General features: G+C 71.7%; 27 protein-coding genes. 13 read left to right on the top strand and 14 right to left on the bottom strand.

All coding sequences use genetic code 11. The features are described 5' to 3' along the window. Positions 1-114: 114 nt before the first annotated feature. Positions 115-1,278 (bottom strand): M20/M25/M40 family metallo-hydrolase, encoded by a 1,164-nt coding sequence (locus E1269_RS08300; protein WP_162606285.1) that lies wholly within the window; start codon positions 1,276-1,278, stop codon positions 115-117. Positions 1,279-1,440: 162 nt separating this feature from the next. Here E1269_RS08300 and E1269_RS08295 point away from each other — a divergent pair, with 162 nt between their 5' ends. Further along, entirely contained in the window at positions 1,441-1,893 is a 453-nt protein-coding gene (locus E1269_RS08295; protein WP_131893254.1) for an Lrp/AsnC family transcriptional regulator, read from the top strand. Between the two features lie 27 nt (positions 1,894-1,920). Here the strand turns inward: E1269_RS08295 and E1269_RS08290 are convergent, their stop codons facing one another. The 5 genes from E1269_RS08290 to E1269_RS08270 all read right to left on the bottom strand — a co-directional run bounded on the left by E1269_RS08290 (position 1,921) and on the right by E1269_RS08270 (position 5,927). Next, a complete protein-coding gene (locus E1269_RS08290) occupies positions 1,921-2,106 on the bottom strand; it encodes a toxin PIN (RefSeq protein ID WP_131893252.1) in 186 nt (61 codons plus the stop codon). A gap of 122 nt (positions 2,107-2,228) precedes the next feature. Further along, positions 2,229-2,822: a response regulator transcription factor gene (locus E1269_RS08285; protein WP_131893309.1), complete on the bottom strand. Its 594-nt coding sequence runs from the start codon at positions 2,820-2,822 to the stop codon at positions 2,229-2,231. 29 nt (positions 2,823-2,851) lie between these two features. Further along, complete coding sequence (locus E1269_RS08280; RefSeq protein ID WP_131893250.1) at positions 2,852-4,141, bottom strand: sensor histidine kinase; 1,290 nt, start codon at positions 4,139-4,141, stop codon at positions 2,852-2,854. A gap of 32 nt (positions 4,142-4,173) precedes the next feature. Then, positions 4,174-4,998, bottom strand: coding sequence for an ABC transporter permease (locus E1269_RS08275; protein ID WP_131893248.1), 825 nt, complete (start codon positions 4,996-4,998; stop codon positions 4,174-4,176). Then, positions 4,995-5,927 (bottom strand): ABC transporter ATP-binding protein, encoded by a 933-nt coding sequence (locus E1269_RS08270; RefSeq protein WP_131893246.1) that lies wholly within the window; start codon positions 5,925-5,927, stop codon positions 4,995-4,997. Before E1269_RS08270 ends, E1269_RS08275 begins: the two co-directional genes overlap by 4 nt. Before the next feature lie 263 nt (positions 5,928-6,190). Between E1269_RS08270 and E1269_RS08265 the strand changes: the two genes are divergently transcribed. Beyond that, a complete protein-coding gene (locus E1269_RS08265; protein ID WP_162606284.1) occupies positions 6,191-9,226 on the top strand; it encodes a S8 family serine peptidase in 3,036 nt (1,011 codons plus the stop codon). A 167-nt stretch (positions 9,227-9,393) separates the two neighbouring features. Then, positions 9,394-10,419: a M48 family metallopeptidase gene (locus tag E1269_RS08260; protein WP_131893242.1), complete on the top strand. Its 1,026-nt coding sequence runs from the start codon at positions 9,394-9,396 to the stop codon at positions 10,417-10,419. A gap of 698 nt (positions 10,420-11,117) precedes the next feature. Here the strand turns inward: E1269_RS08260 and nusB are convergent. The 3 genes from nusB to E1269_RS08245 form a co-directional block, all read right to left on the bottom strand. Continuing rightward, positions 11,118-11,528, bottom strand: coding sequence for a transcription antitermination factor NusB (gene nusB / locus E1269_RS08255; protein WP_131893240.1), 411 nt, complete (start codon positions 11,526-11,528; stop codon positions 11,118-11,120). A gap of 12 nt (positions 11,529-11,540) precedes the next feature. Next, a complete protein-coding gene (gene efp / locus E1269_RS08250) occupies positions 11,541-12,101 on the bottom strand; it encodes an elongation factor P (protein WP_131893238.1) in 561 nt (186 codons plus the stop codon). Positions 12,102-12,170: 69 nt separating this feature from the next. Next, positions 12,171-13,289 carry a M24 family metallopeptidase gene (locus E1269_RS08245; protein WP_131893236.1) on the bottom strand — a complete coding sequence of 373 codons (1,119 nt, stop codon included), beginning with the start codon at positions 13,287-13,289 and terminating at the stop codon, positions 12,171-12,173. Positions 13,290-13,393: 104 nt separating this feature from the next. Between E1269_RS08245 and E1269_RS08240 the strand changes: the two genes are divergently transcribed. From E1269_RS08240 to E1269_RS08225, 4 genes are read left to right on the top strand one after another with little or no spacing between them, the layout of a single operon-like run. Continuing rightward, the gene (locus tag E1269_RS08240) at positions 13,394-13,867 is read left to right on the top strand and encodes a hypothetical protein (protein ID WP_131893234.1); all 474 of its coding nucleotides are present in this window, start codon (positions 13,394-13,396) and stop codon (positions 13,865-13,867) included. 50 nt (positions 13,868-13,917) lie between these two features. Next, on the top strand, positions 13,918-14,223 hold the full coding sequence (locus E1269_RS08235) for a toxin-antitoxin system HicB family antitoxin (protein WP_131893232.1): 306 nt from the start codon (positions 13,918-13,920) through the stop codon (positions 14,221-14,223). Further along, entirely contained in the window at positions 14,220-14,672 is a 453-nt protein-coding gene (locus E1269_RS08230) for a type II toxin-antitoxin system VapC family toxin (protein WP_162606283.1), read from the top strand. The genes E1269_RS08235 and E1269_RS08230 overlap by 4 nt, the downstream gene beginning before the upstream one ends. A 21-nt stretch (positions 14,673-14,693) precedes the next feature. Further along, entirely contained in the window at positions 14,694-15,359 is a 666-nt protein-coding gene (locus tag E1269_RS08225) for a ribosomal protein L7/L12 (RefSeq protein WP_131893228.1), read from the top strand. A 43-nt stretch (positions 15,360-15,402) separates the two neighbouring features. On the opposite strand, the gene aroQ is transcribed toward E1269_RS08225, so the two are convergent. Further along, on the bottom strand, positions 15,403-15,840 hold the full coding sequence (gene aroQ / locus E1269_RS08220; RefSeq protein ID WP_131893226.1) for a type II 3-dehydroquinate dehydratase: 438 nt from the start codon (positions 15,838-15,840) through the stop codon (positions 15,403-15,405). Positions 15,841-16,013: 173 nt separating this feature from the next. Here aroQ and E1269_RS08215 point away from each other — a divergent pair, with 173 nt between their 5' ends. The 3 genes from E1269_RS08215 to E1269_RS08205 all read left to right on the top strand — a co-directional run bounded on the left by E1269_RS08215 (position 16,014) and on the right by E1269_RS08205 (position 17,229). Continuing rightward, positions 16,014-16,415 carry a hypothetical protein gene (locus E1269_RS08215; protein ID WP_131893224.1) on the top strand — a complete coding sequence of 134 codons (402 nt, stop codon included), beginning with the start codon at positions 16,014-16,016 and terminating at the stop codon, positions 16,413-16,415. Next, on the top strand, positions 16,412-16,618 hold the full coding sequence (locus E1269_RS08210; protein WP_131893222.1) for a hypothetical protein: 207 nt from the start codon (positions 16,412-16,414) through the stop codon (positions 16,616-16,618). Before E1269_RS08215 ends, E1269_RS08210 begins: the two co-directional genes overlap by 4 nt. A 98-nt stretch (positions 16,619-16,716) precedes the next feature. After that, entirely contained in the window at positions 16,717-17,229 is a 513-nt protein-coding gene (locus tag E1269_RS08205) for a pyridoxamine 5'-phosphate oxidase family protein (protein WP_131893220.1), read from the top strand. 7 nt (positions 17,230-17,236) lie between these two features. On the opposite strand, the gene aroB is transcribed toward E1269_RS08205, so the two are convergent. From aroB to aroC, 3 genes are read right to left on the bottom strand one after another with little or no spacing between them, the layout of a single operon-like run. Continuing rightward, positions 17,237-18,331, bottom strand: a complete 1,095-nt coding sequence (gene aroB, locus E1269_RS08200; protein ID WP_131893218.1) for a 3-dehydroquinate synthase — start codon at positions 18,329-18,331, stop codon at positions 17,237-17,239. Further along, positions 18,324-18,821 (bottom strand): shikimate kinase, encoded by a 498-nt coding sequence (locus E1269_RS08195; protein ID WP_131893216.1) that lies wholly within the window; start codon positions 18,819-18,821, stop codon positions 18,324-18,326. Before E1269_RS08195 ends, aroB begins: the two co-directional genes overlap by 8 nt. Next, positions 18,821-20,017 carry a chorismate synthase gene (gene aroC, locus E1269_RS08190; RefSeq protein ID WP_131893214.1) on the bottom strand — a complete coding sequence of 399 codons (1,197 nt, stop codon included), beginning with the start codon at positions 20,015-20,017 and terminating at the stop codon, positions 18,821-18,823. Before aroC ends, E1269_RS08195 begins: the two co-directional genes overlap by 1 nt. A gap of 193 nt (positions 20,018-20,210) precedes the next feature. Here aroC and E1269_RS08185 point away from each other — a divergent pair, with 193 nt between their 5' ends. Genes E1269_RS08185 through E1269_RS08175 form a run of 3 tightly spaced genes read left to right on the top strand, consistent with a single transcriptional unit; the run spans position 20,211 to position 24,352 of the window. Next, positions 20,211-21,698, top strand: a complete 1,488-nt coding sequence (locus E1269_RS08185) for a TldD/PmbA family protein (RefSeq protein ID WP_131893307.1) — start codon at positions 20,211-20,213, stop codon at positions 21,696-21,698. Positions 21,699-21,706: 8 nt separating this feature from the next. Beyond that, positions 21,707-23,086, top strand: a complete 1,380-nt coding sequence (locus E1269_RS08180; RefSeq protein ID WP_131893212.1) for a metallopeptidase TldD-related protein — start codon at positions 21,707-21,709, stop codon at positions 23,084-23,086. A gap of 57 nt (positions 23,087-23,143) precedes the next feature. Then, entirely contained in the window at positions 23,144-24,352 is a 1,209-nt protein-coding gene (locus tag E1269_RS08175) for a Fic family protein (RefSeq protein WP_131893210.1), read from the top strand. Positions 24,353-24,376: 24 nt separating this feature from the next. Here E1269_RS08175 and E1269_RS08170 read toward each other — a convergent pair whose 3' ends face one another. Beyond that, positions 24,377-26,077, bottom strand: a complete 1,701-nt coding sequence (locus E1269_RS08170; RefSeq protein WP_131893208.1) for a calcineurin-like phosphoesterase C-terminal domain-containing protein — start codon at positions 26,075-26,077, stop codon at positions 24,377-24,379. Positions 26,078-26,217 lie beyond the last annotated feature (140 nt).

Here is a 26,217-nt window from a genome sequence, read left to right as displayed (position 1 = left end):
TAAAGGACGTCGGTCTCTACGAGACTATCAGCGAGGTCGGGTGGGGCCGGGCGGCGCGCCGTGTCAGGGCTGTCACAGTGGGCGTCGTCGGCGATCGTGCCCGCAGTGGCGCGCTCAGGGACGCGCGAACAACTCCGCGGCGAAGAGCCCGTAGACGGCCGCGACCCGGTGCAGCGCGGCCTCCTCCACGTACTCGTCCGGACCGTGGGAGACCTCGAACAGCCCGGGACCGTAGCCGAAGGCGGGGATGCCGAGCTGCGCGTACCAGCGGGTGTCGAGGCACCCCGCGCACAGCTCGAAGCGAGGCTCGGCTCCACTGACCCGGGCGACGCAGTCGCCGAGCACCTGGGCCGCGGGGTGGTCCAGCGCGGTCGCCGCGGGCGGCGCCAGCTGCGTCACCTCCAGTGAGACCCGCGCACCGGCCTCGGCCGCCGCGTCCTCGACGACGGCGGTGATCCGGTCCAGCTCGGCGTGGATGTCCTCCTCCGGGTTGAACCTGCCGTCGACCGTGAACGAGGTCGTCGCGGGAACGACGTTGAAGTTCGAGCCGCCCTCGGATCGCCCGCCGACGACGACCATGGTGCCGCGGGCTTCGCCGGTACCCACCGGAAACCCGGTGTGCCGCTGGCTCATCCGCCGGGCGTAGTCCTCCAGCGGCGCGGCCACCCTCAGCATGTGGAGGAAGGAGTTGACCCCCTTGAAGGCGTGCCCGACGTGGACCGCGCGCCCGTGCACGTCGACTCGGAGAGACAGAGCACCCTTGGCGGCGTTCCACACGACCTCACCGCTCTGCTCCGCGGTCATCATCGCCAGCGCCGCGGGGTCGATCAGGCCGCGTTCGCGCAGGAACCCGGAGCCGACGGTGCTGCCCGTCTCCTCGTCACAGACCAGGTGGATCACGATGCGCCCGTCGCCCAGCAGTCCCAGGTCCGCCGCCGCCGCGGCACCGTAGAGCATGCTCACGATGCCGCCCTTCATGTCGGCCGTGCCGCGGCCGACGATCGACCCGTCGCGGCGCTGAGCGGTGAACTGGCCGCGGTCCTGCGCAGGGACGACGTCGAAGTGGCCGTGGAAGTACACCAGCCTCTCCCCCGCGCCGGCGGTGCCCCGCACGACGCGAGGGTGCTCCAGCGTGCCGGTCGGTTCGATCTCGAGGACCTCCGGCGACAACCCCAGCCGCCGCATCTGCTCGGCCAGCACCGCGGCGCAGTCGGCGAGCCCGCGGCCGGGCGGGTTCTCGGTCTCGCACGCGACCAGCCGGATTAGCAGATCGGCCATCTCGTCGGCTCGATCGGCGATCCACGCTCGTACTGGTCCGGCTGGGTCGCTCATGAGATACCTCTCGATCACTGGCGGTGTGCCAGCAAGGCTATGGCTGTTCCTGCAGGAAGTGTTGTCGAAGATCTGCCTGCTCAGAGGCATTCGTGAAAGGATCTTCCAATGGATGCCATCGATCGGAAGATCCTTGCCGCGCTCCAGGTCGACGGCCGGCGAACCGTCACCGAACTGGCCGCCGCGGTCGGGCTCAGCGTGTCTCCGTGCCACCGACGGGTTCGAGCGCTGGAACGCTCCGGAGTCATCACCGGCTACCGCGCCGTGGTCGACCGTGACGCAGTCGGGCTCGGCTTCCAGGCCCTCGTGTTCGTCACCATGGGCCAGGAGGACCGGGAGACCCTGCTGGCGTTCGAAGCCGCCGTCGCGCGCATCCCCCAGGTCATCGAGGCCCAGCGGCTGTTCGGCAACCCCGACTACCTGCTGCGGGTGGTCACCACCGACCTGAATCGATACGCCGCGCTCGAGGACGATGCGCTAGCCGCCCTGCCCGGCGTGCAGCAGCTCACGTCGACGCTGGTCATGAAGCAGGTCGTCCCAGAACGCCCGCTACCGGCCTGACCCGCCGTCGCGCCGGTTCCCAGGTGACTAGGGCGTGGGCGCGACCACCCGGAGCCCTGCCGCCCGCGCGGCCTCGGCCTGACGGGCGTCGTAGGCGACGACCTCGTCGGCCTCGACCCGGATGGCGACGGCGACATGCAGGGCGTACAGGCTGCTCAGCTGTCGCCCCGGCAGCAGGTCGGCTTCGACGTGATCATCAACGATCGGCGACATCACCAGGACTTCTGGCGCTTCACCATGCTCGCATCCCTGATGACGCACCAGAAGCCCTGGTGATGTGTGCCGACGATCGTGCAACAGCCTGCATCCCGCCACCGCAGTGCCAACGATTCCCGTCAGATCCAGCCGTGGCGGCGGGCGACGTGGACGGCCTCGTGCCGGTTGGCCGCGCCCAGCTTCGAGGCGGCCGAGGAGAGGTAGTTGCGCACCGTCCCCGCGGTGAGCGCGGCCCGGCGGGCGATCTCGTCGATCGGTGCACCCTCGGCGGCCAGCTCCAGCACGTCTGACTCGCGCGCGGTCAACGGGCTGTCGCCGGCGCTGATCGCCTCGGCCGCCAGCTCGGGATCGACGTAGCGCCCGCCGTCGTGCACCGTCCGCACGACCTCGGCGAGCACCGACGCCGACACCGTCTTGGGCAGGAAGCCGCCGACACCGACGGCGAGGGCCCGCTTGAGGTAGCCGGGCCGGCCGTGGCTGGTGACGATCATGGTGCGGCAGCCCGGCACCTCGGCGTGGATCGCCGCGGCGACGCTGATGCCGTCGAGGTCGGGCAGCTGCAGGTCGAGGACGGCGACGTCGGGCCGGTGCGCGCGGGCCATCGCCATGGCCTCGTCGCCGCTGGCGGCCTCGGCCACCACCTCGACGGAGTCCTCCAGGGACAGCAGCGCGCGCAGGGCGGAGCGGATGAGGTTCTCGTCGTCGGCCAGCATCACGCGGATGGGCCCGGCACCGGTCGCCGTCACGGCGTCGCTCCGCGCGCCTCGCCGGCCGGCGACGGCCCGGCCAGCGACGGCGGGCCTGGCGACGGCACCGGCACCCGAGCGGTCAACCGGAACCGTCCCGCACCGGCCGGGCCGGCGCTCAGCTCACCGCCCATGCCGTGCAACCGCTCGTCCAGGCCGGTCAGCCCGCTGCCGTCGCGGCGGCCGACGCCGTCACCCACGGGGGCGCCGCCGGTGAGAACCCCGTCGTTCTCCATGGTCAGGGTTGCCGCGCCGGCCGACCGAGTGACCGTGATGAGGCACTCGTGTGCCTGGCTGTGGCGCAGCACGTTGGTGGTGCCCTCGCGCGCCACCCAGCCCAGCACGGACTGGACCTCGGCCGGAAGCTCGTCACCGTCGCCGACCACGCGGGTGGACACGCCGGCGGAGCGTAGCACCGAGCGAGCGCCGGCCAGTTCGGTGGTGAGATCGACCTCGCGGTAGCCCCGCACCACATCACGAACCTCGCGCAGCGACTCCTGCGCGATGTCGCGGACGGCCATCATCTCCGTGCCGGCCTCGTCGCGGCCGTGCCTGGTCAGCGCGGCGGCAAGCTCGCTCTTGACCGCGATGACGGAGAGGTTGCGGCCCAGGATGTCGTGCAGGTCGCGGGAGAACCGCAGCCGTTCCTCGGCGACGGCGAGCTCGGCCTGCACCCGCCGCGACCGCTCGAGCTCCCAGATGACGCCCAGCGTCCACACCGACACCCGGAACGCCGACCACCCGCTGACGAACGCCAGCAGCGCCGAGACGACCAGCGCCAGCGAGTTTCGCGCCGGCCAGCCGACGGCCAACGCCATGGCCCCGATGGCGGCCGCCGCAACGACCGCGAGCACGAGCAGCCGGCGGGTGGGCAGCCGCGGGCTGGTCGCGGCCACGGTGAACCCGACCGCGAGCACCATGGCCAGCCCGGCGGCACTGCGTGCACCGGGCTCGCCCGCACCCGGAGGCTCGACGCCGAAGGCCGCGGCCGCGGCGATCGGGGCGACCGGCGTCACGACGACGAGCAGCAGCGTCTCACGGCCCGGCCAGTCGCGCCGGCCCAGGTACCACGCCATCGCGCCGCGCAGGACGACCAGCGCCACCGCGGCGTGCAGGACCGACGCCGCGATGTAGACCGCACCGCCGGCCGCGTCGCCCTCGGTGGCCGACGCGGCGACCAGCGCCGCGATGAGCGGCTCGACAGCCGCCATCGCGTACAGCGAACTGCGCGTGTAGAGGTCGAAGCGTTGCGGGGCGCTGCGCTCCTCCCACCAGCGGGTGACCATCGACACATCATCAGCCTTTCACGTCGACGGCGTCAGGCGCGGGGCTCCCAGCGGAACCAGCGCCGCACCGCCGCCACGCCGTTGCCGATCCACAGCGAGGCGATGACCAGCGGGAACCCCGCCTCGGAGAAGCTGGCACCGAAGTCGACGGTGTCGCCGGCCGGCGTCTGGCCGGTCAGGCCGAGCCGGACCAGATCGATCACAGGGCTCAGCGGGAGGAACTGGACGACGTCGCGCATCGTGTCCGGCATGGTTTCCGCGGGCACGACCATGCCGGAGAAGATCATGCAAGCGAAGAGCAGCGGCAGCGTGCTGACCTGCGCCATCTCGACGTTTCGGGTGATCGCCGTCGACGCGGCGGCCAGCAGCACGAAGATCACCACCCCGATGGCCACGCCGACCACGACCAGGATGGCGTTGACCGGGGCGGCCAGCCCGAACGCCACCGAAGCCACTGCCCAGGCCAGGGCGATCTGGACCATCGCGACCACGACCGATGGCAGCGCGGTGGCGCCGAGGATCTCGGCGTCGGTCAGCTCGCCCACCCGCAGCCGCTTGAGCACCAGCTCCTCGCGGCGCGCCACATAGGCGGTCACCAGGTTGTAGTAGACCACGTACAACAGGGCGAACCCGATCAGCATGGTGACCGTCAGGGCCGTTATCGGGATCTCGGTGTCCTCGCCGACGCCTATGGCGTTGACCCCCGCCACGGTCAGCAGCGGCAGCGCCAGCGCCGTGAACATCGCAGTGCGGTTGCGCACCAGCAGCCGCAGCTCGGCCCGGGCCAGCGACCGTACCCGCCGCAGCGAGCCGAGCGTGCTCGCGGCCCGCCGGGGTGTTCCGACCATCGCGCTCATGCGAGGACCTCCGTCTGGTTCGGCGCGTCCGCCTCGTCGGCGACGGCCAGGAATGCCTGCTCCAGCGACGCCGGCCGGGCCGCGAGCTGCTCGAGCAGGACGCCCCGCTCGGCGGCCCACACCAGCAGCGTCGTCAGCGTCGGCTGGAGCGTGTCGGTGTGCACGACGACCTTGCCGCCGTCGTCGACCACCAGCGCACCGGCCAGGTCCGGCAGCCGCGGCGGTCCGCCGCCCGGCGCGAGCTCGAACGTCACCGTCGCCGGCTGGGTCGCCACGACCTCGGCGACGGTGCCCTCGCGCACGATGCGGCCGCGGTGCATGATGGCCAGCCGATCGGCCAGCTCCTCCGCCTCGTCCAGGTAGTGGGTGGTGAGCAGCACCGTGACGCCGTCGTCGAGCAGCGAGCGCACCAACGCCCAGGTGTCGCGGCGGCTCTCCGGGTCCAGCCCGGTGGTGGGCTCGTCGAGGAACAGCACCTCAGGCCGGCCCAGCACGGCCAGCGCGAGATCGAGCCGCCGGCGCTCGCCGCCGGACAACTGCTTGATGGTGACGCCGACCCGGTGGTTCAGCCCGACCAGCTCCAGCACCTCGCCGACGGGCCGCGGCGAGGTCAGCGTGCCGGCCCACATGGCGGCGGTCTCGGCGACCGTGAGGTCCGCGGGGAACCCGCCCTGCTGCAGCATGACCCCGATGCGCGGGCGCACGGCGGCACGGTCGGTGTGCGGGTCGCGGCCCAGCACCCGTACCCGCCCGCCGCTGGGGCGGGCCAGGCCTTCGACCACCTCGAGCGTGGACGTCTTGCCGGCGCCGTTGGTGCCCAGCAGCGCGAACAGCTCGCCGCGCACGACCGAGAACGTCGCGCCGCGGACCGCCTCGAACCCGCCGGCGTATTGTCGTCGCAGGTCAGTGACCTCGATGACGGCACCCATGCTGGTCCTCTCCCCTCCGTTGGCGTCGTGGATATCCGTGTCCTGTCGGCATGTCGACCAGCCTGCCGCCCGCGGCGGGCCAGGGCCCATGAGGGATGTCATCGGCTGAAATGACATCTGTCATGTCCTGCCATTGCGGCATCGTCCGAACGGTGCAAAACGGGCGGCTCGCCTTGACCGACACCTTGGCGCCGAGCATGCTGCTCGGAGCGTCCGCCCCCGCGCGGGCGCGGACGACCCACACCCCTCCCGGGAGGACGCCTGTGTCGACCCCGACCACCCGGCGACCGCGCCGCCGCGCACGGCTCGCCACCACCTCCGTCGTCGGCGTGATCGCCGCCACGGCACTGGCCGCCGGCGGCCTCGCGCTGGCCGCCCCCGACGGCGACGTCGCCGGCACACCCCAGCCGGCCAGGTTCGCCGACGGCTCGTACGTCGTGGTGCTCACCGAGCCGCCCGCGGCCACGTACGACGGCGGCGTGGCCGGGCTGCGCGCCACCAAACCCGGCGAGGGCGAGAAGCTGCGGGCGGACTCCCGCGAGGTCCGCGACTACCGCGGCCACCTGCGCGAGCGGCAGGACTCCGTCGCCGACGCCGTCGGCGCCGACCCGCTCTACCAGTACACGGTCGCGGTCAACGGGTTCGCCGCCGAGCTCTCGGGTGAGCAGGCCGCGGAGCTGGCCGCCGACCCCGGTGTGCTCGCGGTCGTTCCCGACACCCCGCGCGAGGTCGACACCGTCCACTCGCCGGAGTTCCTGGGCCTGACTGGCAACGACGGCGTGTGGGCGGGGCTGGGCGGCCCGGCGGAGGCCGGCGCGGGCGTCGTCGTCGGCGTCATCGACAGCGGCATCTGGCCCGAGAGCGCCTCCTTCGCCGGCGACGAGCTGGCTGACGAGCCCACCGACGAGGTCGGCGTGCCGTACCGCACGTCGGAGACCGAGACGGCCATGCTCAAGGCCAACGGCGACGTCTTCACCGGCGAGTGCGAGCCGGGCGAGGACTGGACCGCCGACCTGTGCAACTCCAAGCTCGTCTCCGCCCGGTACTTCGAGGACGGCTTCGTCAGCAACGTACCGCCGGAGCACCACGACCCCGACGAGCGCATCTCCACCCGCGACGGCGACGGCCACGGCAGCCACACCGCCAGCACGGCCGCCGGCAACCACGGTGTTCCGATGTCGGTCAACGAGCGCGACTTCGGCGAGGGCTCCGGCATGGCGCCGGGCGCGGCGATCGCCGCCTACAAGGTCTGCTGGGAGGACGACGACCCCGCCACGGGCGGCTGCTACCCGTCGGACTCCGTCGCCGCCATCGACCAGGCCATCCTCGACGGCGTCGACGTCATCAACTACTCGATCTCCGGCGCCACCGACACCGTGGTCGACCCGGTCGAGCTGGCGTTCCTCTCCGCGGCCTCGGCCAACGTCTTCGTCGCGGCGTCGGCCGGCAACAGCGGGCCCAGCACCTCCACCGTCGCGCACAACAGCCCGTGGCTGACCACCGTCGCCGCCAGCACCCATGTGGTCTACGAAGGCACCGTCGAGCTCGGCGACGGCCAGCTCTTCCGCGGCGCGATGATCAGCGACGTCGGCGTGCCGGAGCAGACCCCGTTGGTCTACGCCCGCGACATCGGCGCCGACGGCGTCGACCCGGACGAGGCGGCCCTGTGCGCCCCGGACTCCGTCGACGCGGCCCAGGCGGCCGGCGCCATCGTCATCTGCGACCGTGGCGTCTACGACCGAGTGGCCAAGTCCGCCGAGGTCCAGCGGGCCGGCGGTGTCGGCACGATCCTCGGCAACCTCGACGAGGCCGAGACCCTCAACGCCGACTTCCACGTCATCCCGACCACCCACCTGGGTGCGGCCGACGCCGCCGAGGTGCGCACGTACGCCGCCACCGACGGCGCCACCGCCGCGCTGCTCGTCGGCGACCAGACCGACCTGCCGCCGACACCGGCGCCGGTGCTGGCCGGGTTCTCCTCGCGCGGTCCGGCCGACGCCAACGGCGGCGACCTGCTCAAGCCGGACATCGCCGCGCCCGGCGTCGACGTCCTCGCCGCGGTGGCACCCGCCCCGAACGGCGGCAACGACTTCAACTTCATCTCCGGCACGTCGATGGCCTCGCCACACATCGCCGGCCTGGCCGCGCTCATCCGCGCCGCCGAGCCGGAGTGGTCGGCCATGGCGGTCAAGTCGGCCATGATGACCACTGCCGACGATCTGAAGAATGCCGACGGAAGCGACGACGGCGACCTGTTCCACGCCGGCGCGGGGCAGGTCGACCCGACCCGGTTCCTCTCCCCCGGCCTGGTGTACGAGTCCGGGGTCGACGACTGGCTGTCGTTCATCGAGGGCACCGGCACCGAGACCGGCATCCCCGGCGTCGAGCCGATCGACCCGTCCGACCTCAACCAGCCGTCCATCGCGGTGGGCGCGCTGCCCGGACAGCAGACCATCACCCGCAGCGTCACGGCGGTCACGCCCGGCCTGTATCGCGCGTCGGTCTCGGTGCCCGGCTTCACCGCCAAGGTGACCCCGTCGGTCCTCTACTTCGGCCGGCCCGGCCAGACCAAGACGTTCGAGGTCACGCTGACCCGCACCACCGCGCCGTTCGACGAGTACGCCCACGGCGCGCTGACCTGGAGCGGCGGCGGCACCACCGTGCGCAGCCCGATCGTGGCCCGCCCGGTGGCGGTGGCCGCGCCGCCCGAGGTCACCGGCAGCGGCAGCAGCGGCGAGGTCTCGTACGACATCACGCCGGCCTCCGACGACGCCGTCGACCTCACCCTGCGTGGCCTGGTTCCGGCCGTGGTCACCGACGGCACCCTCACCCCGGGCGAGTCGCCCGACACCGAGGGCAACGCATCGTCGCAGCTGGTGGAGTTCACGGTGCCCGAGGGCACCTCGCTGGCCCGCATCGACCTGCACTCCGCGGACTCCTCGGCCGACTACGACATGTACGTCTTCGGTCCCGACGGATCCGAGCTGGACGTCAACGGAGCCACGGGAGCGGCCAACGAACTGGTCGACCTGTCCGCGGCGGAGGCAGGGACGTACCACGTGCTGGTGCACATGTTCTCCAGCCCGGACGGTTCCCCGGTCGACTTCAGCCTTCGCACGTTCGCCGTCGGCTCCGACGCCGCCGGCAACGCCACGGTCACCCCGGACCCGGTCACCGGCCGGCTCGGGCGTCCGTCGGAGGTGACGGTCAGCTGGTCCGGCCTGGACGAGGGCGTTCCGTACCTCGGCACCGTCGGCTACGCCGGCACCGAGAGCATCACCGTCGTCTCCATCGAGTGACCCACCCATGCCCCCGGTCGAAATGATCACGTTCAGCACGAAATTGCGTGTCACACCATGCTTGTAAGCCTCGTGGGGCACGCAAAGTCCTGGTGACGTGAGCCGATGCCCGGGCCGACGCCGTCGACGACAGCGTTTGCCCGGGCATCGGTTCTACGATGGGCCGCATGACCACTGAGCCCGATCGCAGCCGAGTCCGCTTCCCCGACATCAGCTCCCGCGCGTACGAGCACCCGGCCGATCGCGGCGCCCTGGTCGCGCTGCGGACGCTGCGCGGCTTCGACACCGTCCTCAAGAAGATGTCCGGGCTGTTCAGCGAGCGCAGCCTGCGCCTGCACTTCCTCGCCGGTTCCGTCCGCGTCGGCGAGACCCAGTTCCGCGATGTGTACCAAGACGTCGTGGACGCCGTGCACATCCTCGACCTGCCGGAGCGGCCGGAGCTGTACATCATCTCCGACCCCAATCCGCGGGCCATGGCCATCGGCGTGGACCGCCCGTTCGTCGTCGTCAGCACCGGCCTGTTCGACCTGCTGGACGCGGAGGAGCGGCGGTTCGTCATCGGGCACGAGGTCGGGCACATCCTGTCCGGGCACGCCGTCTACCGGACGCTGCTGCTGGCGCTGACCAACCTGGCGCTGCGGGTCGCGTGGATCCCGCTGGGTTACATGGGCCTGCGCGCCATTGTCCTCGCCCTCGAGGAGTGGCACCGCAAGTCCGAGCTGTCCTGTGACCGGGCCGGGCTGCTGACTTCGCAGGACCCGGATGCCGCCAAGCGCGCCCTCATGAAGTTGGCCGGCGGCTCCCGGCTCGGCGAGATGAGCGTCGACGCGTTCCTGCAGCAGGCCCGCGAGTACGACGCCGCCGAGGACGCCCGCGACGGGCTCATCAAGCTGCTGAGCCTGATGGGCCGCACCCACCCGCACGCCGTCGTCCGGCTGGCCGAGCTGGATCACTGGGCCGCGTCCGGTGAGTACAGCCGCATCCTGGCCGGCGACTACGCCCGCCGCTCCGACGACACCAGCACCTCCACCAGCCAGGAGGTCCGCAACGCCGCGAAGTCGTACCAGGAGTCGTGGAACCGGTCGGCCGACCCGCTCATCGGCGTGCTCCGCGACGTCGTCAACAGCGTCGGCGACGCCGGCGGAAAGCTGTTCGACAACCTCTCCAGCCGGATGCGCCGCGGCTCCGACTGACGGGAGCATGCCGACGGGCGCGGGACACCCGGCGGCATGACGCCACGCGACGCCGCTTGGCCGGCTCGCCGCTTGGCCGGCTCGCCGCTTGGCCGCTGCTCCGGCGTGGCCACCCCTCGCTCCTGCGCCGAGATGATCACGTTCAGCACGAGATCTCGTGTCAGACCATGCTCGCAATCATGGTGAGGCGCGGGGGATCCTGCTGAACGTGATCATTCCGCTCTCCTGGTGCTTCCGTGGGCCGTTCGCATCGGAGTGAGGTCGATGGCCGGCGTCGACCGTGATGGCGGCGGACGCGCACTGGCTCCGGTTCCGGGTCCTGGGGCGTGGGCTTGGTCATCGAGGTCGGGTGGCGCTGTCTGGGTCATGCCGCGGCGTCGAGACACACCAGGTGACGCGTCACCGTCGTCGGGCCCGTTCCCGATGTTGGCCGAGCCGGTGGGGTGGCCGGTCCACGACCGGGTTTCGGCGGCAGCGGTGAGCGTGGCTGTGCGGCCGGCGCCGATCAGTCGCTCGGCGGGTCGGGGTCGCAGCGCCTCAAATGATCACGTTCAGCAGGATCCCCCGAGCCTCACCATGATTGCAAGCATGGTGTGACACGAGATTACGTGCTGAACGTGATCATTTCGGCGGGCGAAGGCGCGGTGCCGACCGCCGCCGGGCGGATGGCGGTTGGGGGTCGGGGGCTGTGGGTCGGGTCAGAGGGTGAGGCTCGGCTTGACCGCAACCAGGCGGCCGAGGAGGCCGTTGACGAAGGTCGGGGACTGCTCGGTCGACAGCTCGCGCGCCAGCGAGACCGCCTCGTCCAGCGCGACCGGGTCGGGGACGTCGTCGCGGTACATGACCTCGTAGACGCCGATGCGCAGCACGTTGCGGTCGACCGCGGGCATGCGTTCCAGCGTCCAGCCCTGCGAATACGTCGAGATCAGCTCGTCGATGCGGTCATGGTGCGCGATGACGCCCTCGACCAGGGCGACGGTGTACTCGTTGAGCGGCTGCTCGGCCATGGCCATCCGGTGCGACAGGGTGGCGCCGAGGCTGAGGCCGCGCATCTCCGACTCGTACAGGATGTCGAGCGCGCGCTTGCGGGCACGGCTCCTCGCGGGCATCCAGTCGGCCCGTCAGGTGGCGCGGCCGAGGTACGAACCGTCGCGAGTGTCGACCTTGACCTTCTCGCCGGTCGTGATGAACAGCGGCACCTGGATCTCGTAGCCGGTCTCCAGCCGGGCCGGCTTGTTGCCGCCGGTGGAGCGGTCGCCCTGCAGCCCCGGCTCGGTGTACTCGATGGTCAGCACGACGGACGCGGGGAGCTCCACGAACAAGGGCGTGCCGTCGTGCAAACCGACGGTCGCGTCTTGGTTCTCCAGCATGAAGTTCTCCGCGCCGCCGACGGTGGCGGCCGAGACGTGGGTCTGGTCGTACGTCTGCGTGTCCATGAACACGAAGTCGTCGGCGTCGCGGTACAGGTAGGTCATCTCGCGCCGGTCGACGTTGGCGGTCTCGACCTTCACGCCGGCGTTGAACGTTTTGTCGACCACCTTGCCCGACAGCACGTTCTTCAGCTTGGTGCGCACGAAGGCGCCGCCCTTGCCGGGCTTGACGTGCTGGAACTCCACCACGCTCCACAGTTGGCCGTCGAGGTTGAGTACCAGGCCGTTCTTCAGGTCGTTCGTCGTCGCCACGTCGTTCGTTGCCTTCTTCGTCGTCGATGCCGTCTGGACCGCGCCCCGCCTCCCGGCCGCGCCGGCGCGTCACGCGTCCAGGACCAGCAGGTCCTTGGTGGTCGGTGTGAGCAGCTCGGAACCACCGGCAGCCCGAACCACCAGCGTGTCCTCGATCCGGACCCCGCCGCGCTCCGGGAGGTAGATCCCGGGCTCGACGGTCACCGCCATGCGATCGGCCAGTGTACCCGTCGCGGAGTATCCGAGCGTCGGCGCCTCGTGGACCTCGAGCCCGACGCCGTGGCCGGTGCCGTGCCCGAAGTTCTCCTTGTAGCCGGCGGCGTCGATGATCTCGCGGCTGGCTCGGTCGACGGCGATGCAATCGTCGCCGACCTGGATGGCCTCGGTGCCGGCCCGCTGCGCCCGGGCGACGAGGTCGTAGATCTCGCGCTGCCAGTCCCGCGGCTGCGCGCCGACGACGGAGGTCCGGGTGCAGTCGGCGTGGTAGCCGCGGTAGGCGGCGCCGAAGTCGATTTTTAGCAGGTCGCCGCGCCCCACGACCCGCTCGGTGGGACGGTGGTGCGGGATGGCACTGTTGGGCCCGGTGGCCACGATGGTCTCGAAGGCGATGCCGTCGGCGCCGTGCCCGAACATCCGCCATTCCAGGTCGCGGGCGATCTCCTTCTCGGTGCGACCGAGGAACCGGCCGGCGGCGTAGAGGTCGTCCAGAGCCCGGCACGAGATGGCGCACGCCTCGGCCAGCAGGGACAGCTCCCCGTCGTCCTTGACCGCGCGCAGCTTCTCCACCGCGCGATCCAGGTGGGACACCTCGACCGTGCCGCCGGCGCCGTCCAGGGCCGCCTCGATGGAGCTCCACAGCTCCAGCGTGATGGCGTGCTCCTCGACCGCCAACCGGACGCTGCCGGCCGGCGTCGCGGTGCGTGCTGCCCGGGCCGCCAGCGCCGCCGCGACACCCCGCTCGACGACGAGCTCCACGTCTGGAGCTACGGCCGCAGCCGCCGTAGCATAACGACTATCAGTCGCCAGCACCGCCGACCCGTCCGCCGCAAGGAGCAAAGCCGCGTTACTGCTGTCGAGACCTGTTAGGTAACGGACGTTGACCAAGTGCGTGACTAGCGCCACATCAATCTTGTCATCGACCATGTGCTTTGCCAGCGCGGCACGTCGCCGTGCGTGGTTCTCCGACATCTCACCAGCCCTTTCCAACCCCGTGTCCAGCGCGGATGCGGGGCCATTTCAATAATTGAGATAGGTGCTTCGCAGTTGATCACGGCTCGACTACTCTGTTGATCATGCTCATTCTAGGCCTGATCGTCATCGTCATATTGGCCCTCGTCATGAGCTATTTGGTCATTCGGCAGGGGCCGCAGACCAGAACCGCACCCACGTTCTCCTCCCCCCTGACACCCCCTCCCGGTGTGCGCCTCGGCCGCGAACTGCAGGAGCAGGTGCGCGACATCGCCACGAGGGGCAATACCGACCAGGCCGTGAAGCATCTGCAGAAGCGGGCCAGCCTGCCCATACCGCAGGCTACCGCCATCGTGTACGCGCTCCAGGCGGGCCAGGTCTTCCCCGAGCCGGAGCCGGCCAGCACCGCGGCGCCCTCCCACGCGCGTCGACGGGGCCCCGTCGACGCCGAACTGCTGTCGACGCTGCGCAGCCTGGTCAACCAGGACCGCCTGCGCCGCACCGCGGCCATCCGGCTGCTCAAGGACCGCACCGGCATGAACACCCGGGACGCGCGGCGGTTCCTCGACGCGCTCTGAGCACGCGCAGCCTTGCTATCACAGCGTGTCAGGCTGATATCATCGCCGTCATGCGCCAGCTCCTGCTGCGAATCCCCGACGACCTCCACCGCCGGTTGACCGCGCGCGCCAAACGCGAAGGCGTCTCCATCAACGCGCTGGCCAACAAGGTGCTCTCCGCCGCCGCGCCGCCACCACCCCCGTCGGCCGACGACGTCGACACCCGCCGCCACGACCTCCGCGAGAAGGCCCGCGAGCTCGGCATCCTGGTCGAGAACCCGGCGCCTCAGGTGTCACCGCAACGGTTCACGACAGCGTTGCGCGCCACCGAGGGCGTCGGTCCGGTCGTCGACGAGCTCTGGTCGGACCGACGGTGACAGTGCTCACGTACGTCGACTCGTCGGTGCTGGTCCGCTCCTACCTCGCCGACGAGCCGAAGCACGCCGTCGCCCGCGGCCTGGTGGAGAGCCGCTCCGTGCTGACGACCTCGACTCTGGCGCTGCTGGAGGTGTCGTCGGCGCTGGTCCGGGCGGCCCGCAGCCGGCGCATCGGCGACGTCGACACCCTGCTGGCAAAGCTCTACGAGGAGGTCTCGCCGGCCGGACCCATCGTGCTGATCCGCGCCAACACGCTCGACACCGAGAACACCGCGCGCGTGCTGGTCCGCCGGTTCGGCATCCGCGCGCTCGACGCACTGCACCTGGCCATCGCCCACCTCACCGCCCGCCCGCTGGCCGGTCAGGGCGACGAGATCGGCTTCGCCACGTACGACCCGGACCAGCTGGCCGCGGCCGCCGACCTCGGCTTCGTCGACCACTCCCCCTGACCAGACCGGTACGGTGCCGCCATGGACCTGTGGCTGATCGTGGTCGTGGCGCTGGCCGCGAGTCTGGTGCTGGGATTCGTCGTCGTCATCGTGCGCGGCCGCGCCGAGGCCGTCGCCGGGCCGGCCGTCCAGACGACGGCGACGTCGCCGGCCGCCGCCGTCGAGCACGGGGACTCCGACGAGGCCGACCTCGACGCCTCTGTGCGGCGGCTCGTCGGCCAGGGGCACCGCATACAGGCCATCAAGGTGGTGCGCGAACGCACCCGCCTCGACCTGGCGCGCGCCAAGAGCTACGTCGACCGCATCGCCGACGGTGCCTCGCCGGCGCAGTCGCCGCCCAGCGCGCCCGAGGATCGAATCTCCGCCGACGCGATGGCGCGGGTCCAGGCACTCGCCGCCCAGGGCAAGATCATCCCCGCCGTCAAGGAACTGCGCCAGCACACCGGCCTCGGCCTCAGGGAGGCCAAGGACCTCGTCGACCGGATGACGCAGTCCGCGGCGCTCGCCGCGGTCAGCCCGCCGGCGGCACCCGCTGTGCCGGAGCCTGCAGCGCCCGCGCCGGACGAGGTGATGGCCCGGGTGCGGCAGCTCGCCGCCCAGGGCCGCAAGATCCACGCGATCAAGGAGCTGCGCCAGCACACCAGCCTCAGCCTCAAGGAGGCCAAGGATCTCGTCGACGGTTTCTAGCCGCGCCTCTGCCGGCTGCGCCGTCGCTTCTCGGACCCAGAGGTCAGGCGACGAGAGTGGCGACGGCGCGCAGCGCGAGGTCGTAGGAGGCGAGCCCGAAGCCGGCGATCGTCCCGGTCGCGACGCCCGCGACGACGCTGGTGTGCCGGAACTCCTCGCGGGCGGCCGGGTTGGAGATGTGCACCTCGATCAGTGGCGCCCGCAGCTGGGCGCACGCGTCGCGCAGCGCGTAGGAGTAGTGCGTGAACGCGGCCGGGTTGAGGACGACCGGCGTCGCGTCGTCGGCGGCCGTGTGGAGCCAGTGGACCAGCTCGGCTTCGTCGTCGGTCTGCCGGACCTCGACCTCGAGGTCGAGCGAGGCGCCGACCTTGCCGCAGCGTTCCACCAGTCCGGCGTAGGAGGTGTCGCCGTACACGTCCGGCTCCCTGGACCCCAGCCGGCCGAGGTTGGGACCGTTCAGCACCAGCACCCGCGTCGTCACGCCCCGACCCTATCCCGATCACCTTGGCACGCCATCTCACCACGGTGAATCGGACCTATCGACCGCGCCAGCGATGATTTTGCGTACCAACCCCACAGCCTGTGGCCCACGGTTCGCGGAGTACTGGCCGACACCGCGACGCCGGGCTGACCGAGAGCGCCATCCGGCACCGCGTGCGCTCCGGACGGCTCGTCGTCGTGCGGCACGGCGTCTTCTGCTCACCTGAGGTGTGGGAACGCACCGACGGCGACCTCGCCCGGACCGAAGGGCTCGAGGCCGGCCCCATCGTCGCTGACGCGGCATTTCGCAGCGGCATCACGACACCGGATGTGCTGGCAGCCACGACCCAGGACCTGGCCGGCTGGCCAGGAGTAGCTACGGCGCGCCTGGTGGCCGAGCACGCCTCCGGGCTACGCGAGTCTCCCCTCGAGTCGGCATCCTTCGCACTGTTCCTGCGACACGGCCTGGCGCTGCCGGAGTGCAACGCATGGATCACCGCCCAGCGCCGGGGGGCGCCCGCGCCGACTTCGCGTGGCGGCGGTACCGCCTCATCGGCGAGGCGGACGGCCGGGTGAAGTACGACGGCCCATGGAGCCCAGCAGAGCCCTCCCTCTGGACGGAGAAGCTGCCACCGGAGCGGCTCGAAGACATGGGCTTCGTCGTCACCCCGCTGGACCGGCGCCGAACTCCATCGCCGCCCGGACGCCGTCATCGCCCGCTGGCGAACCGCTCGATCCGGGCGCACGGGATGTACGGCGTGCCACTACTGCTGCCGTGAGCGCCTTGGCACGTCGTTCCGGCGCTGCGAACCGGACATTTCGGTCGCCAGAGCCGTGACGTCGCGTGCCAAGATGAGGGAGCGAAGGAGGCGGCACGATGAGCAGCACCGAACCGCACACCACCTCGATGATCGACGACGCGGCGGCGACGACGCCGTGGCCGCGGGCGCTGGACGCGCTGGACCGGGCCGACACCTACTGGCTGTCGACGGCGCGTCCGGACGGCCGACCGCACGTGGTGCCGATCCTGGCTGTCGTGCTGGAAGGCACGCTCCACTTCTCCGTCTGGCCCGGCAGCCGGGCGGGCCGCAACCTGGCCACCGACCCGCGCTGCGTCGTCGCCGTCAACGCCGAAGGCATCGACCTGGCCGTCGAGGGCTTGGCCGGGATCGTCCGCGACGACGCCACCCTGCGCCTGGTCGCCGAGCGATACCTGTCCGAGTACGGCTGGGAGGTCGAGGTCCGCGACGGCACGTTCCATGCCGAGGGCGCGCCGACCGCCGGCCCGGGGCCGTTCGACGTCCACGCGCTCGTCCCGACGGTCGCCTTCGGCTACGGCTCGGCGGAGGGGGCGCCGTACGACCCGACCCGCTGGCGGTTCCAGCCCTGAGCCGGCGCTAGGACGGGCGCGCGACCTCCGCGTACGCCGCCGCGAGCAGCTGCGGGTCCGGTGCCTCGAGGATGCCCGGCTTGCCGAGCGCGTCGAGGACGACGAACCGCAGCCGGTCGCCGCGGCTCTTCTTGTCGATGCGCATGGTCTCGAGCAGCCGCGGCCAGGCGCCGGCGTCGTACGTCGTCGGCAGGCCGAGCAGCTCCAGCACGGCCCGGTGACGGTCGGCGGTGTCGTCGTCGAGCCGACCGGCCAGGCGGCCGAGCTCGGCGGCGAAGACCATGCCGACCGAGACCGCGGCGCCGTGGCGCCACCGGTACCGCTCGAGCTTCTCGATGGCGTGGCCGAGCGTGTGCCCGTAGTTGAGGATCTCGCGCAGCCCCGACTCGCGCAGGTCCGCGCCCACGACCTCGGCCTTGACCCGGATCGACCGCTCGACCAGCTCGCGCACGTGCGGCCCGTCGGCGGCGGCCGCGGCCACCGGGTCGGCCTCGACGATGTCGAGGATGGTGGGATCGGCGATGAACCCGGCCTTGACCACCTCGGCGAGGCCGGCGACGTACTCGTTGACGGGCAGCGACTCCAGCGCCGCCAGGTCGCACAGGACACCGGCGGGCGGGTGGAACGCGCCCACGAGGTTCTTGCCCTCCGCGGTGTTGATGCCGGTCTTGCCGCCGACGGCCGCGTCGACCATGCCGAGCACCGTCGTCGGGATCGGGACCCACCGCACGCCGCGCAGCCAGGAGGCAGCGACGAAGCCCGCGAGGTCGGTGGTGGCTCCCCCGCCGATGCCGACGACGGCGTCGGAGCGGGTCATGCCGATGCGGCCCAGCACCGACCAGGAGTAGGCGGCGACCTCGGCGGTCTTGGCGTCCTCGGCGTCGGGGACCTCGACGGCGTGCGCCTCGTACCCCTGCGCCAGCAGGTCGTCGCGGACGGCGTCGGCGGTGGTGCGCAGCGCACCGGGGTGGATGACGGCGACCCGCTGCACGCCCGCGCCGAGCAGCCCGGGAAGCTCGCCGAGCAGTCCGGTGCCGACGACGACGTCGTACGGCTGCTCGCCGCCGACTCGGATGCGCGTCGGGCCGCCGGCCTCAGGCATGGCGCGCGACCTCGTCGGCGATCTCATCGGGCGTGCGGCCGCCGGTGTCGACCGTCACGACGGCGACGTCGAGGTAGAGCGGGCGCCGCTCGTCGAGCAGCCGCTTGAGCTGGGCCCGCGGGCTCTCCAGCAGCAGCGGCCGGTCGCGGTTGAGGCCGACGCGGGCGACGGCGTCGGCCAGTCCCACGTCGAGGAAGACGACCAGGTGGCCGGCGAGCAGCTTGCGGTTGTCCTCCGAGCCGACCGCCCCGCCGCCCAGTGCCAGGACGCCGTCGTGCTCGGCCAGCCCGGCGGCGACGGCGTCGCGTTCCAGCGCGCGGAACGCCGGCTCGCCGTCCTCGATGAAGATGTCGCCGATGGGCTTGCCCGCCGTGCGCTCGATGTCGACGTCGGTGTCGCGGAACCCGACGCCGAGGCGCCGCGCCACCAGCCCGCCGACCGTGGTCTTCCCGGCGCCGGGCGGGCCGACGATGACCACGCGCGGCGCCATCAGCGCACCACCAGCGTCGGCGGGATGGCGTCGAGGTACGCCTCGAGGTTGCGGGAGGTCTCGGCCACGGAGTCGCCGCCGAACTTCTCCAGCGCCAGCTCCGCGACGACCAGCGCGACCATGGCCTCGGCGACGACACCGGCCGCCGGCACCGCGCACACGTCGGATCGCTGGTGGTGGGCTTTGGCGACGTCGCCGGTGGCGATGTCGATGGTGCGCAGCGCCCGCGGCACGGTGGAGATGGGCTTCATGGCCGCCCGGACCCGCAGGGTCCCGCCGGTGGACATGCCACCCTCGATGCCGCCGGAGCGACCCGAGGTGCGCCGGACGCCGCCACCGTCGACGGGCACGATCTCGTCCTGCGCCTTCGAGCCGCGGGTGCGGGCCAGCTCGAAACCGTCGCCGACCTCCACGCCCTTGATGGCCTGGATGCCCATGAGAGCGCCGGCCAGCCGGGCGTCGAGCTTGCGGTCGCCGTGGACGTAGCTGCCGACGCCCGGCGGCATGCCGGTGACGACGACCTCGACGACGCCGCCGAGGGTGTCGCCTTCGTCGTGCGCTGCGTCGACCTCGGCGACCATGAGCTTGCTGGTGTCGGCGTCGAAGCAGCGCAGCGGGTCGGCGTCGAGCGCGTCGACGTCGTCGGGCGTGGGCAGCGCCGCGCCGGCCGGCACCGCCACCGTCCCCAGCTCGACGGTGTGGCTGACCAGCCGGATGCCGTAGGCCTGCGCGAGGAACGCCGACGCGAGCGCACCCAGCGCCACCCGGGCCGCCGTCTCACGCGCGCTGGCCCGCTCCAGCACCGGGCGGGCCTCGTCGAACCCGTACTTCTGCATGCCGGCGAGGTCGGCGTGCCCGGGGCGCGGCCTGGTCAGCGGAGCATTGCGAGCAAGGTGCGCCAGGTCCGCTTCGTCGACCGGGTCGGCGGCCATCACCTGCCGCCACTTGGGCCACTCGGTGTTGCCGACCTGGATGGCGACGGGGCTGCCCAGCGTACGGCCGTGCCGCAGCCCGCCGACGACGGTGACCGCGTCGGCCTCGAACTTCATCCGGGCACCGCGGCCGTACCCCAGCCGTCGTCGCGCGAGCGCGGCATCGATGTCGGCGGTGGTCACCTCGACACCGGCCGGAAGTCCCTCGAGGACCGCGACCAGGGCAGGGCCGTGCGACTCCCCCGCTGTCAGCCATCTGAGCATGATGGCAATTCTCCCACGCCCACGACGCCCACCGGACCGCTGTCCGTCAGGGCCCCCGTTGAGCGAGCGCGTCGTCGCACCCGCGCTTCGACGACCGGGCAAGAGTTGATCATGGAGGTGACTGGCGTCGGACCGCTGGTCTAGGCTCGGCTTCGTGCCGCACGAGATCGATCCCGCCTTCCTGGCCCTCCCGATGCGTTCGCTGGCTGACGCCGCTCTGCAACGAGCCCGTGAGCTGGGCGCCGAGCACGCCGACTTCCGGCTCGAGCGCATCCGGTCCCAAGACCTGTCCTTCCGCGACGGCAAGCTCGAGGGCGGCCGCGACGGCGAGGACGTCGGCTTCGCCGTCCGGGTGCTGCACCAGGGCACCTGGGGCTTCGCCGCCGCCGTCGACCTCACCGTCGACGACGCCGCCAAGGCCGCCGAGCAGGCGGTCGACCTCGCCAGCGTCTCCCGCGGGCTCAGCCCGACGAAGGTCGAGCTGGCCGACGAGCCGGTGTACCCGGACGTCACGTGGGTGTCGGCGTACGAGGTGAACCCGTTCGACGTCCCGGACACCGAGAAGATCGACCGGATGGTCGGCAACTCCGTGCGCGTCCTCGCCCAGTCCGACGTCGACCACGTCACCGCGCAGCTGCAGCAGGTGCAGGAGAACAAGTTCTACGCCGACAGCCACGGCACCGTCACCACGCAGCAGCGGGTCCGGCTGCACCCGGTGTTCGAGGCGGTCAAGGTCGACCCGGCCACCGGGCGGTTCGAGACCATGCGGACGCTCCCGGCGCCGGCCGGGCGCGGCTGGGAGTACGCCACCGGCGCCGACGGCGTCGTCGACTGGGGCGCGGCGCTGGACGAGCTCGGCCCACTGCTGGCGGAGAAGTTCGCCGCGCCGAGCGTCCATGCCGGCCGCTACGACCTCGTCATCGATCCGACGAACCTGTGGCTCACCATCCACGAGTCCATCGGGCACGCCACCGAGCTCGACCGCGCGCTGGGCTACGAGGCCAACTACGCCGGCACCTCGTTCGCCACGCTCGACCAGCTGTGGACGCTGCGCTACGGCTCACCGGTCATGCATGTCACCGGCGACCGCACCGTCCCGCACGGCCTGTCCACCATCGGGTACGACGACGAGGGCGTGCAGACCCAGCGGTGGGACATCGTCAGCGGCGGCACGCTGGTCGGCTACCAGCTCGACCGCGCCATGGCCGCGGCCAACGCCAGCGCGCTGGGCACGAGCCGCTCCAACGGGTGCGCGTTCGCCGACTCACCCGGTCACGTACCGGTGCAGCGGATGGCGAACGTGTCACTGCAGCCGGCCGACGGCGGGCCGTCCACCGAGGAGCTCATCGCCCAGGTCGACGACGGCATCTACGTCGTCGGCGACAAGTCGTGGTCCATCGACATGCAGCGTTACAACTTCCAGTTCACCGGCCAGCGGTTCTACCGCATCCGCGGCGGCGAGCTGGACGGCCAGCTGCGCGACGTCGCCTACCAGGCCACCACGACCGACTTCTGGGGCTCCATGGCCGCGGTCGGCGGTCCGCAGACCTACGTGCTGGGTGGCGCCTTCAACTGCGGCAAGGCCCAGCCCGGGCAGATCGCGCCGGTGTCGCACGGCAGCCCGTCGGCCCTGTTCCGCGACATCCGCATCCTCAACACCGCCGAGGAGGGTGGCCAGTGAGTGGCATCATGACGCCTCAGGACATCGTCGAGCGCTGCCTGGAGCTGTCCAAGGCCAGCGGCAGCGTCGTGCTCGTCGACGAGAGCTCGACGGCGAACCTGCGCTGGGCCACGAACGCGCTCACCACCAACGGGGTCATGCGCGCCCGCCAGGTCACCGTCGTCGCCACCGTCGACGGTGCCCAGGGTGTCGCGTCGGGGGTGGTCGCGCGCAGCGCCGTCACGCCGGAAGGGCTGGAGCCGCTGGTCCGCGCCGCTGAGCAGGCCGCCCGCGACAACGGCCCGGCCGAGGACGCCCAGCCGATGGTCGACGGCGACGGGTCGCCGGACTGGTCCGACCCGGCCGGCAAGACCTCGCCGGACGTGTTCGCGCACATCGCACCCGGGCTCGGTGACGCGTTCGGCCGCGCCGACGACGAGCAGCGCCTGCTCTACGGCTACCTCGAGCACGGCGTGCGCACCACCTACCTGGGCGTCTCCACCGGGCTGCGAGTGCGGCACGAGCAGCCGACCGGGCACATCGGCATCACCGGGAAGTCCGCGGACAAGTCCCGCTCGGCGTGGGTCGGGCAGTCCTCCCGCGACCTGGCCGACGTCGACGTCGCCGCGCTGGACGCGGAGCTGACCAAGCGGCTGGGCTGGGCGCAACGCTCCGTCGACCTGCCGGCCGGCCGTTACGACACCGTGCTGCCGCCGACGGCCGTCGCCGATCTGATGATCTACGCCTACTGGACCATGAGCGCCCGCGACGCCGTGGACGGCCAGTCCGTCTACTCCGCGCCGGGCGGACGTACCCGGGTCGGCGAACGACTCTCGAAGCACCCTGTGTCGCTGTGGTCCGACCCGTCCGCGCCGGGTCTGGAGTGCGCGCCGACGGTGCTCGCGCACGCGTCGTCGTCGGAGTCCAGCGTCTTCGACAACGGCCTGCCGATCGGGCGCACGTCGTGGATCGACGACGGCACGCTGCGGGCGCTGATCCAGACGCGCCATTCGGCCGGCCTGACTGGACTTCCGTGCACCCCGGCCGTCGACAACCTCGCCCTCACCGTCGACGGATCCGCCGGCGGCGTCGAGGACCTCGCGGCCGGGGTCGAGCGCGGCCTGATGCTCACCTGCCTCTGGTACATCCGCGCCGTCGACCCGCAGACGCTGCTGCTGACCGGCCTGTCCCGCGACGGCGTCTACCTGGTCGAGAACGGCGAGGTCACCGGCGCGGTGAACAACTTCAGGTTCAACGAGAGCCCGATCGCCCTGCTCGACCGCTTCTCCCACGCCGGCGCGACGGTGCCCACCTTCAGCCGCGAGTGGGGCGACTACTTCCCGCGCACCGCGATGCCCGCGCTGCGGGTGCCCGACTTCAACATGTCGTCGGTCTCCCAGGCGGCCTGATACGTCCCCAATCAGCTTAGCATCGGATATTCGCGTATCCGATGCTAAGCTGGCGGTATGGCATCGGATACGCCGTGGCCGCCTCTTGGCTGGGAGGAGCACCCCTGGCGTTCCTCGCTGCCGCGCGATCTTGTCTCGCGTCGCCTCCGGGAGCGTCACTCCGGGCCGTACCGCGCCGCTGTCGTCCCGTCTGTCGCCGGCATCCAGGTCACACTCCCCTCCGCCGTCCTGGCGCTGGCGGACGAAGCATCCGTCGAGATCGCCCGGTACGACGGCGAGGTGGGCTCCAAGGTGGCCCCGTTCGGCGCGCTGCTGCTCCGTTCGGAGTCCGCGTCGTCCTCGCAGATCGAGAACCTCACCTCCGGCGCCCGTGCCATCGCGTTGGCCGAGCTCGACGACGGCGCCCGGACCAACGCGGCGCAGATCGTCGCCAACGTCCGAGCCATGGAGGCCGCGGTCCAGCTTGCCGATCGGCTCGACGCCGACGCCATCCTCGCGATGCACGCCGCCCTGATGGCGCATCAACCGCAACACGCACCCGGCCGATGGCGCGAGGAACAGGTGTGGATCGGCGGCACGAGCGTGGGGCCGCACGAGGCAGCCTTCGTTCCGCCACATCACGCACACGTCCGCGCCACGATCGACGACCTCATCGCGTTCGCCAGACGCGACGACATCCCCGCCCTCACGCACGCGGCGCTTGTGCATGCCCAGTTCGAGACCATTCACCCGTTCACCGACGGCAACGGCCGCACCGGCCGTGCCCTGATCCACGCGCTGCTGCGGGCCAAAGGTCTCAGCCAGCATGTCACCGTGCCGGTGTCGGCCGGCCTTCTCACCGACACCGACGGCTATTTCGCGGCTCTGACCAGCTACCGACAAGGCGACCCGGCGCCGATTGTCGTCGCGATGTCGGAGGCGGCACTCATCGCCGTCGCCAACGGCCGACAGCTGGTGGGCGACCTCGAGACCGTCCGTGCCCGCTGGGGGGAACAGGTCACCGCGCGGCGCGACTCCGCCGTCTGGCGCCTGATCGACCTTTTGCTGCGCCAACCGGTCATCGACGCGGCCACCGCGCAGGCCGTCCTGGGGACGACGTCGGCGAACGCCCACCGGGCCATTCGGCAGCTCGAGACCGCGGGCATCATCACCGAGTTCTCCGGGCGCCGACGAGGACGGTTCTGGCAGGCCCGCGAGGTTCTCACCGCGCTCGACGACTTCGCTGCCCGGGCGGGCCGGCGCGCCCGCGCCGCACCTACGGGCTGACGCCGGCCGGTCCCGTCAGAGAGGTCACGGGCGGCCGGGGATCACCTCGAAGGTCGACGACGTCTCGGAGACCTGGCCGTAGGGGTCGGTGCTGCGGACGGTGACGGTGTGCTCGCCGGTTCGCAGGCCGCGCGGCAGCTGCAACGACCACAGGTGCGACGACGGCTCCGGCGCGGCGGGCCGCTCGGACCCGGTCAGGGTCGAGTGGAGCACGGAGATGTACGGGTCGTTCGACGGCTCCAGGTGCGTCATCGGCACGAACGCGCCGCCGTCGACGCTGGCCTCGACGGTGTGCCGCTCGCCGCCGTCGAAGACGTTGGCCGTCACGGCCGGGCGGGGCACGCTGCCGCCGATCCAGTCGCGGGCGTGGAAGGTCACGTCACCGGGGGCGAAGCCGGCCGAGCCGCTCGGGCCGCCGGGTACGCGAACCTCGTCGCCCCAGCCGCCGTCGAAGGTGAGGCGGATCTGGTAGTCCTCGGGCAGGCTGGCCGGCTTGTAGGTCGGCGTGTAGGACGTGCCGTCGAAGTCGATCTCGTAGTGGCCGTTGGGGTTGCCGTCGGCCATGTCGGCGGCCTGGACGCCGCGGGCGTCGGTCGGGCCGGTGGTCCAGCCGCCGCCGCGCACCTCGGCGAGGACCTGGTGGTGGAACGCGCCCGGGCCGAACCAGCCGCGCTCGGGGCCCATGTACATCTGCCAGCTGTTGCTGGTGTCGTGCCCGGAGATCGTGTAGACGTGGTCGCGGGTCTCCAGCAGCTCGAACAGGTCGGCGATGTTGACGGTGTTGACGCCGGTGGACGTGGTGGCGTCGGTGGCCAGCGGGATGTGCGTGCCGATCACGACGAGCTTGTCCTCGGGCACGTGCCGCAGGTCGTTCTCCAGCCACTCCAGCTGCTCGTCGCTGAGGTAGCCGCGGTAGCCGTGGTCGGGCCCGGCATGCTCCACGTTGTCCATGAGGACGAAGTGGACCTCGCCGTAGTCGAAGGAGTAGTCGGTCGGCCCGAACGTCGCCTTGTAGGTGTCGGTGGCGTTCTCGTCGGTCGGCGCGTCGTAGTCCTGGTCGTGGTTGCCCGGCGTGTTCCACCACGGGATGCCGATCTGCGACACCGCCTCGTTGTGCAGGGCGAACAGGTCCAGTGGGTCGTTGACGATGTCGCCGACGGTGAGCCCGAAGCTCGCGTCGGTGTGCCCGACGATGCCGGCGATGACGTCGACGGCGAGGTCCTCGATCTCACCGGGGGTCCGGGTCTGCGGGTCGGCGAAGGCGAGCGCGGTGAACGTCTCGTCCAGGGAGTCGTCGCGATGCAGCGGGAAGTCCACCGACGCCGGCAGCGCTCCGGTGGGCTCGATGCCGCCGTAGCGCAGCTCGTACGGGCTGCCGTTCGGGTAGTGCGTGTAGTAGAACTGCGGCAGCTGGACGTCGTTCACCGGCACCATCCAGCCGGCGGGCTTGCTCACGAATACGATCGTCTGGTCGTCGACGGCGAGGCTGTAGCGGCCGTGCCCGTCGGTGAGCACGACGTCGCGGCCGTTCGACACCGGCACGTCGGGCACGCCGGGCTCGGTGGCGTCGCGGACGCCGTCACGGTCCAGGTCCTCGAAGACCACGCCGGTCGCGGTCTCGGTGACCGCGGTATCGGCGCCGGCCGGCCCGAAGTTGGTGCCGACCAGCCCGGCGACCGTCATGGTGACACCTGCTCCGACCAGCAGCCTGCGCAGTCTGGGCACGGGATCCTCCGGTTCTGAGGGGGCACGGAGTGTCGCGTGTCACACCCTGGAGGAGGCACACCAACGGCAGGTGACCAACCCGCACACAACGGCGGAAAACTCTCTCCCCATGATCATCAACGGTTGGCGACGCCATGACG

It is taken from the genome of Jiangella asiatica, assembly GCF_004349065.1.
Taxonomy (GTDB): Bacteria; Actinomycetota; Actinomycetes; order Jiangellales; family Jiangellaceae; genus Jiangella; species Jiangella asiatica.
The sequence above is the reverse complement of the archived record's forward strand: the minus strand, read 5'-3'. Positions and strand labels throughout refer to the sequence as shown.

What these genes read in the sequence shown, in the direction of transcription:
- E1269_RS08300 (WP_162606285.1), bottom strand. Translation starts at nt 1,278, where the DNA reads ATGGCCGATCTGCTAATCCGGCTGGTCGCGTGCGAGACCGAGAACCCG.
- E1269_RS08295 (WP_131893254.1), top strand. Translation starts at nt 1,441, where the DNA reads ATGGATGCCATCGATCGGAAGATCCTTGCCGCGCTCCAGGTCGACGGC.
- E1269_RS08290 (WP_131893252.1), bottom strand. Translation starts at nt 2,106, where the DNA reads ATGTCGCCGATCGTTGATGATCACGTCGAAGCCGACCTGCTGCCGGGG.
- E1269_RS08285 (WP_131893309.1), bottom strand. Translation starts at nt 2,822, where the DNA reads ATGCTGGCCGACGACGAGAACCTCATCCGCTCCGCCCTGCGCGCGCTG.
- E1269_RS08280 (WP_131893250.1), bottom strand. Translation starts at nt 4,141, where the DNA reads ATGGTCACCCGCTGGTGGGAGGAGCGCAGCGCCCCGCAACGCTTCGAC.
- E1269_RS08275 (WP_131893248.1), bottom strand. Translation starts at nt 4,998, where the DNA reads ATGAGCGCGATGGTCGGAACACCCCGGCGGGCCGCGAGCACGCTCGGC.
- E1269_RS08270 (WP_131893246.1), bottom strand. Translation starts at nt 5,927, where the DNA reads ATGGGTGCCGTCATCGAGGTCACTGACCTGCGACGACAATACGCCGGC.
- E1269_RS08260 (WP_131893242.1), top strand. Translation starts at nt 9,394, where the DNA reads ATGACCACTGAGCCCGATCGCAGCCGAGTCCGCTTCCCCGACATCAGC.
- nusB (WP_131893240.1), bottom strand. Translation starts at nt 11,528, where the DNA reads ATGCCCGCGAGGAGCCGTGCCCGCAAGCGCGCGCTCGACATCCTGTAC.
- E1269_RS08245 (WP_131893236.1), bottom strand. Translation starts at nt 13,289, where the DNA reads ATGTCGGAGAACCACGCACGGCGACGTGCCGCGCTGGCAAAGCACATG.
- E1269_RS08240 (WP_131893234.1), top strand. Translation starts at nt 13,394, where the DNA reads ATGCTCATTCTAGGCCTGATCGTCATCGTCATATTGGCCCTCGTCATG.
- E1269_RS08235 (WP_131893232.1), top strand. Translation starts at nt 13,918, where the DNA reads ATGCGCCAGCTCCTGCTGCGAATCCCCGACGACCTCCACCGCCGGTTG.
- E1269_RS08225 (WP_131893228.1), top strand. Translation starts at nt 14,694, where the DNA reads ATGGACCTGTGGCTGATCGTGGTCGTGGCGCTGGCCGCGAGTCTGGTG.
- E1269_RS08205 (WP_131893220.1), top strand. Translation starts at nt 16,717, where the DNA reads ATGAGCAGCACCGAACCGCACACCACCTCGATGATCGACGACGCGGCG.
- aroB (WP_131893218.1), bottom strand. Translation starts at nt 18,331, where the DNA reads ATGCCTGAGGCCGGCGGCCCGACGCGCATCCGAGTCGGCGGCGAGCAG.
- E1269_RS08195 (WP_131893216.1), bottom strand. Translation starts at nt 18,821, where the DNA reads ATGGCGCCGCGCGTGGTCATCGTCGGCCCGCCCGGCGCCGGGAAGACC.
- aroC (WP_131893214.1), bottom strand. Translation starts at nt 20,017, where the DNA reads ATGCTCAGATGGCTGACAGCGGGGGAGTCGCACGGCCCTGCCCTGGTC.
- E1269_RS08185 (WP_131893307.1), top strand. Translation starts at nt 20,211, where the DNA reads ATGCGTTCGCTGGCTGACGCCGCTCTGCAACGAGCCCGTGAGCTGGGC.
- E1269_RS08180 (WP_131893212.1), top strand. Translation starts at nt 21,707, where the DNA reads ATGACGCCTCAGGACATCGTCGAGCGCTGCCTGGAGCTGTCCAAGGCC.
- E1269_RS08175 (WP_131893210.1), top strand. Translation starts at nt 23,144, where the DNA reads ATGGCATCGGATACGCCGTGGCCGCCTCTTGGCTGGGAGGAGCACCCC.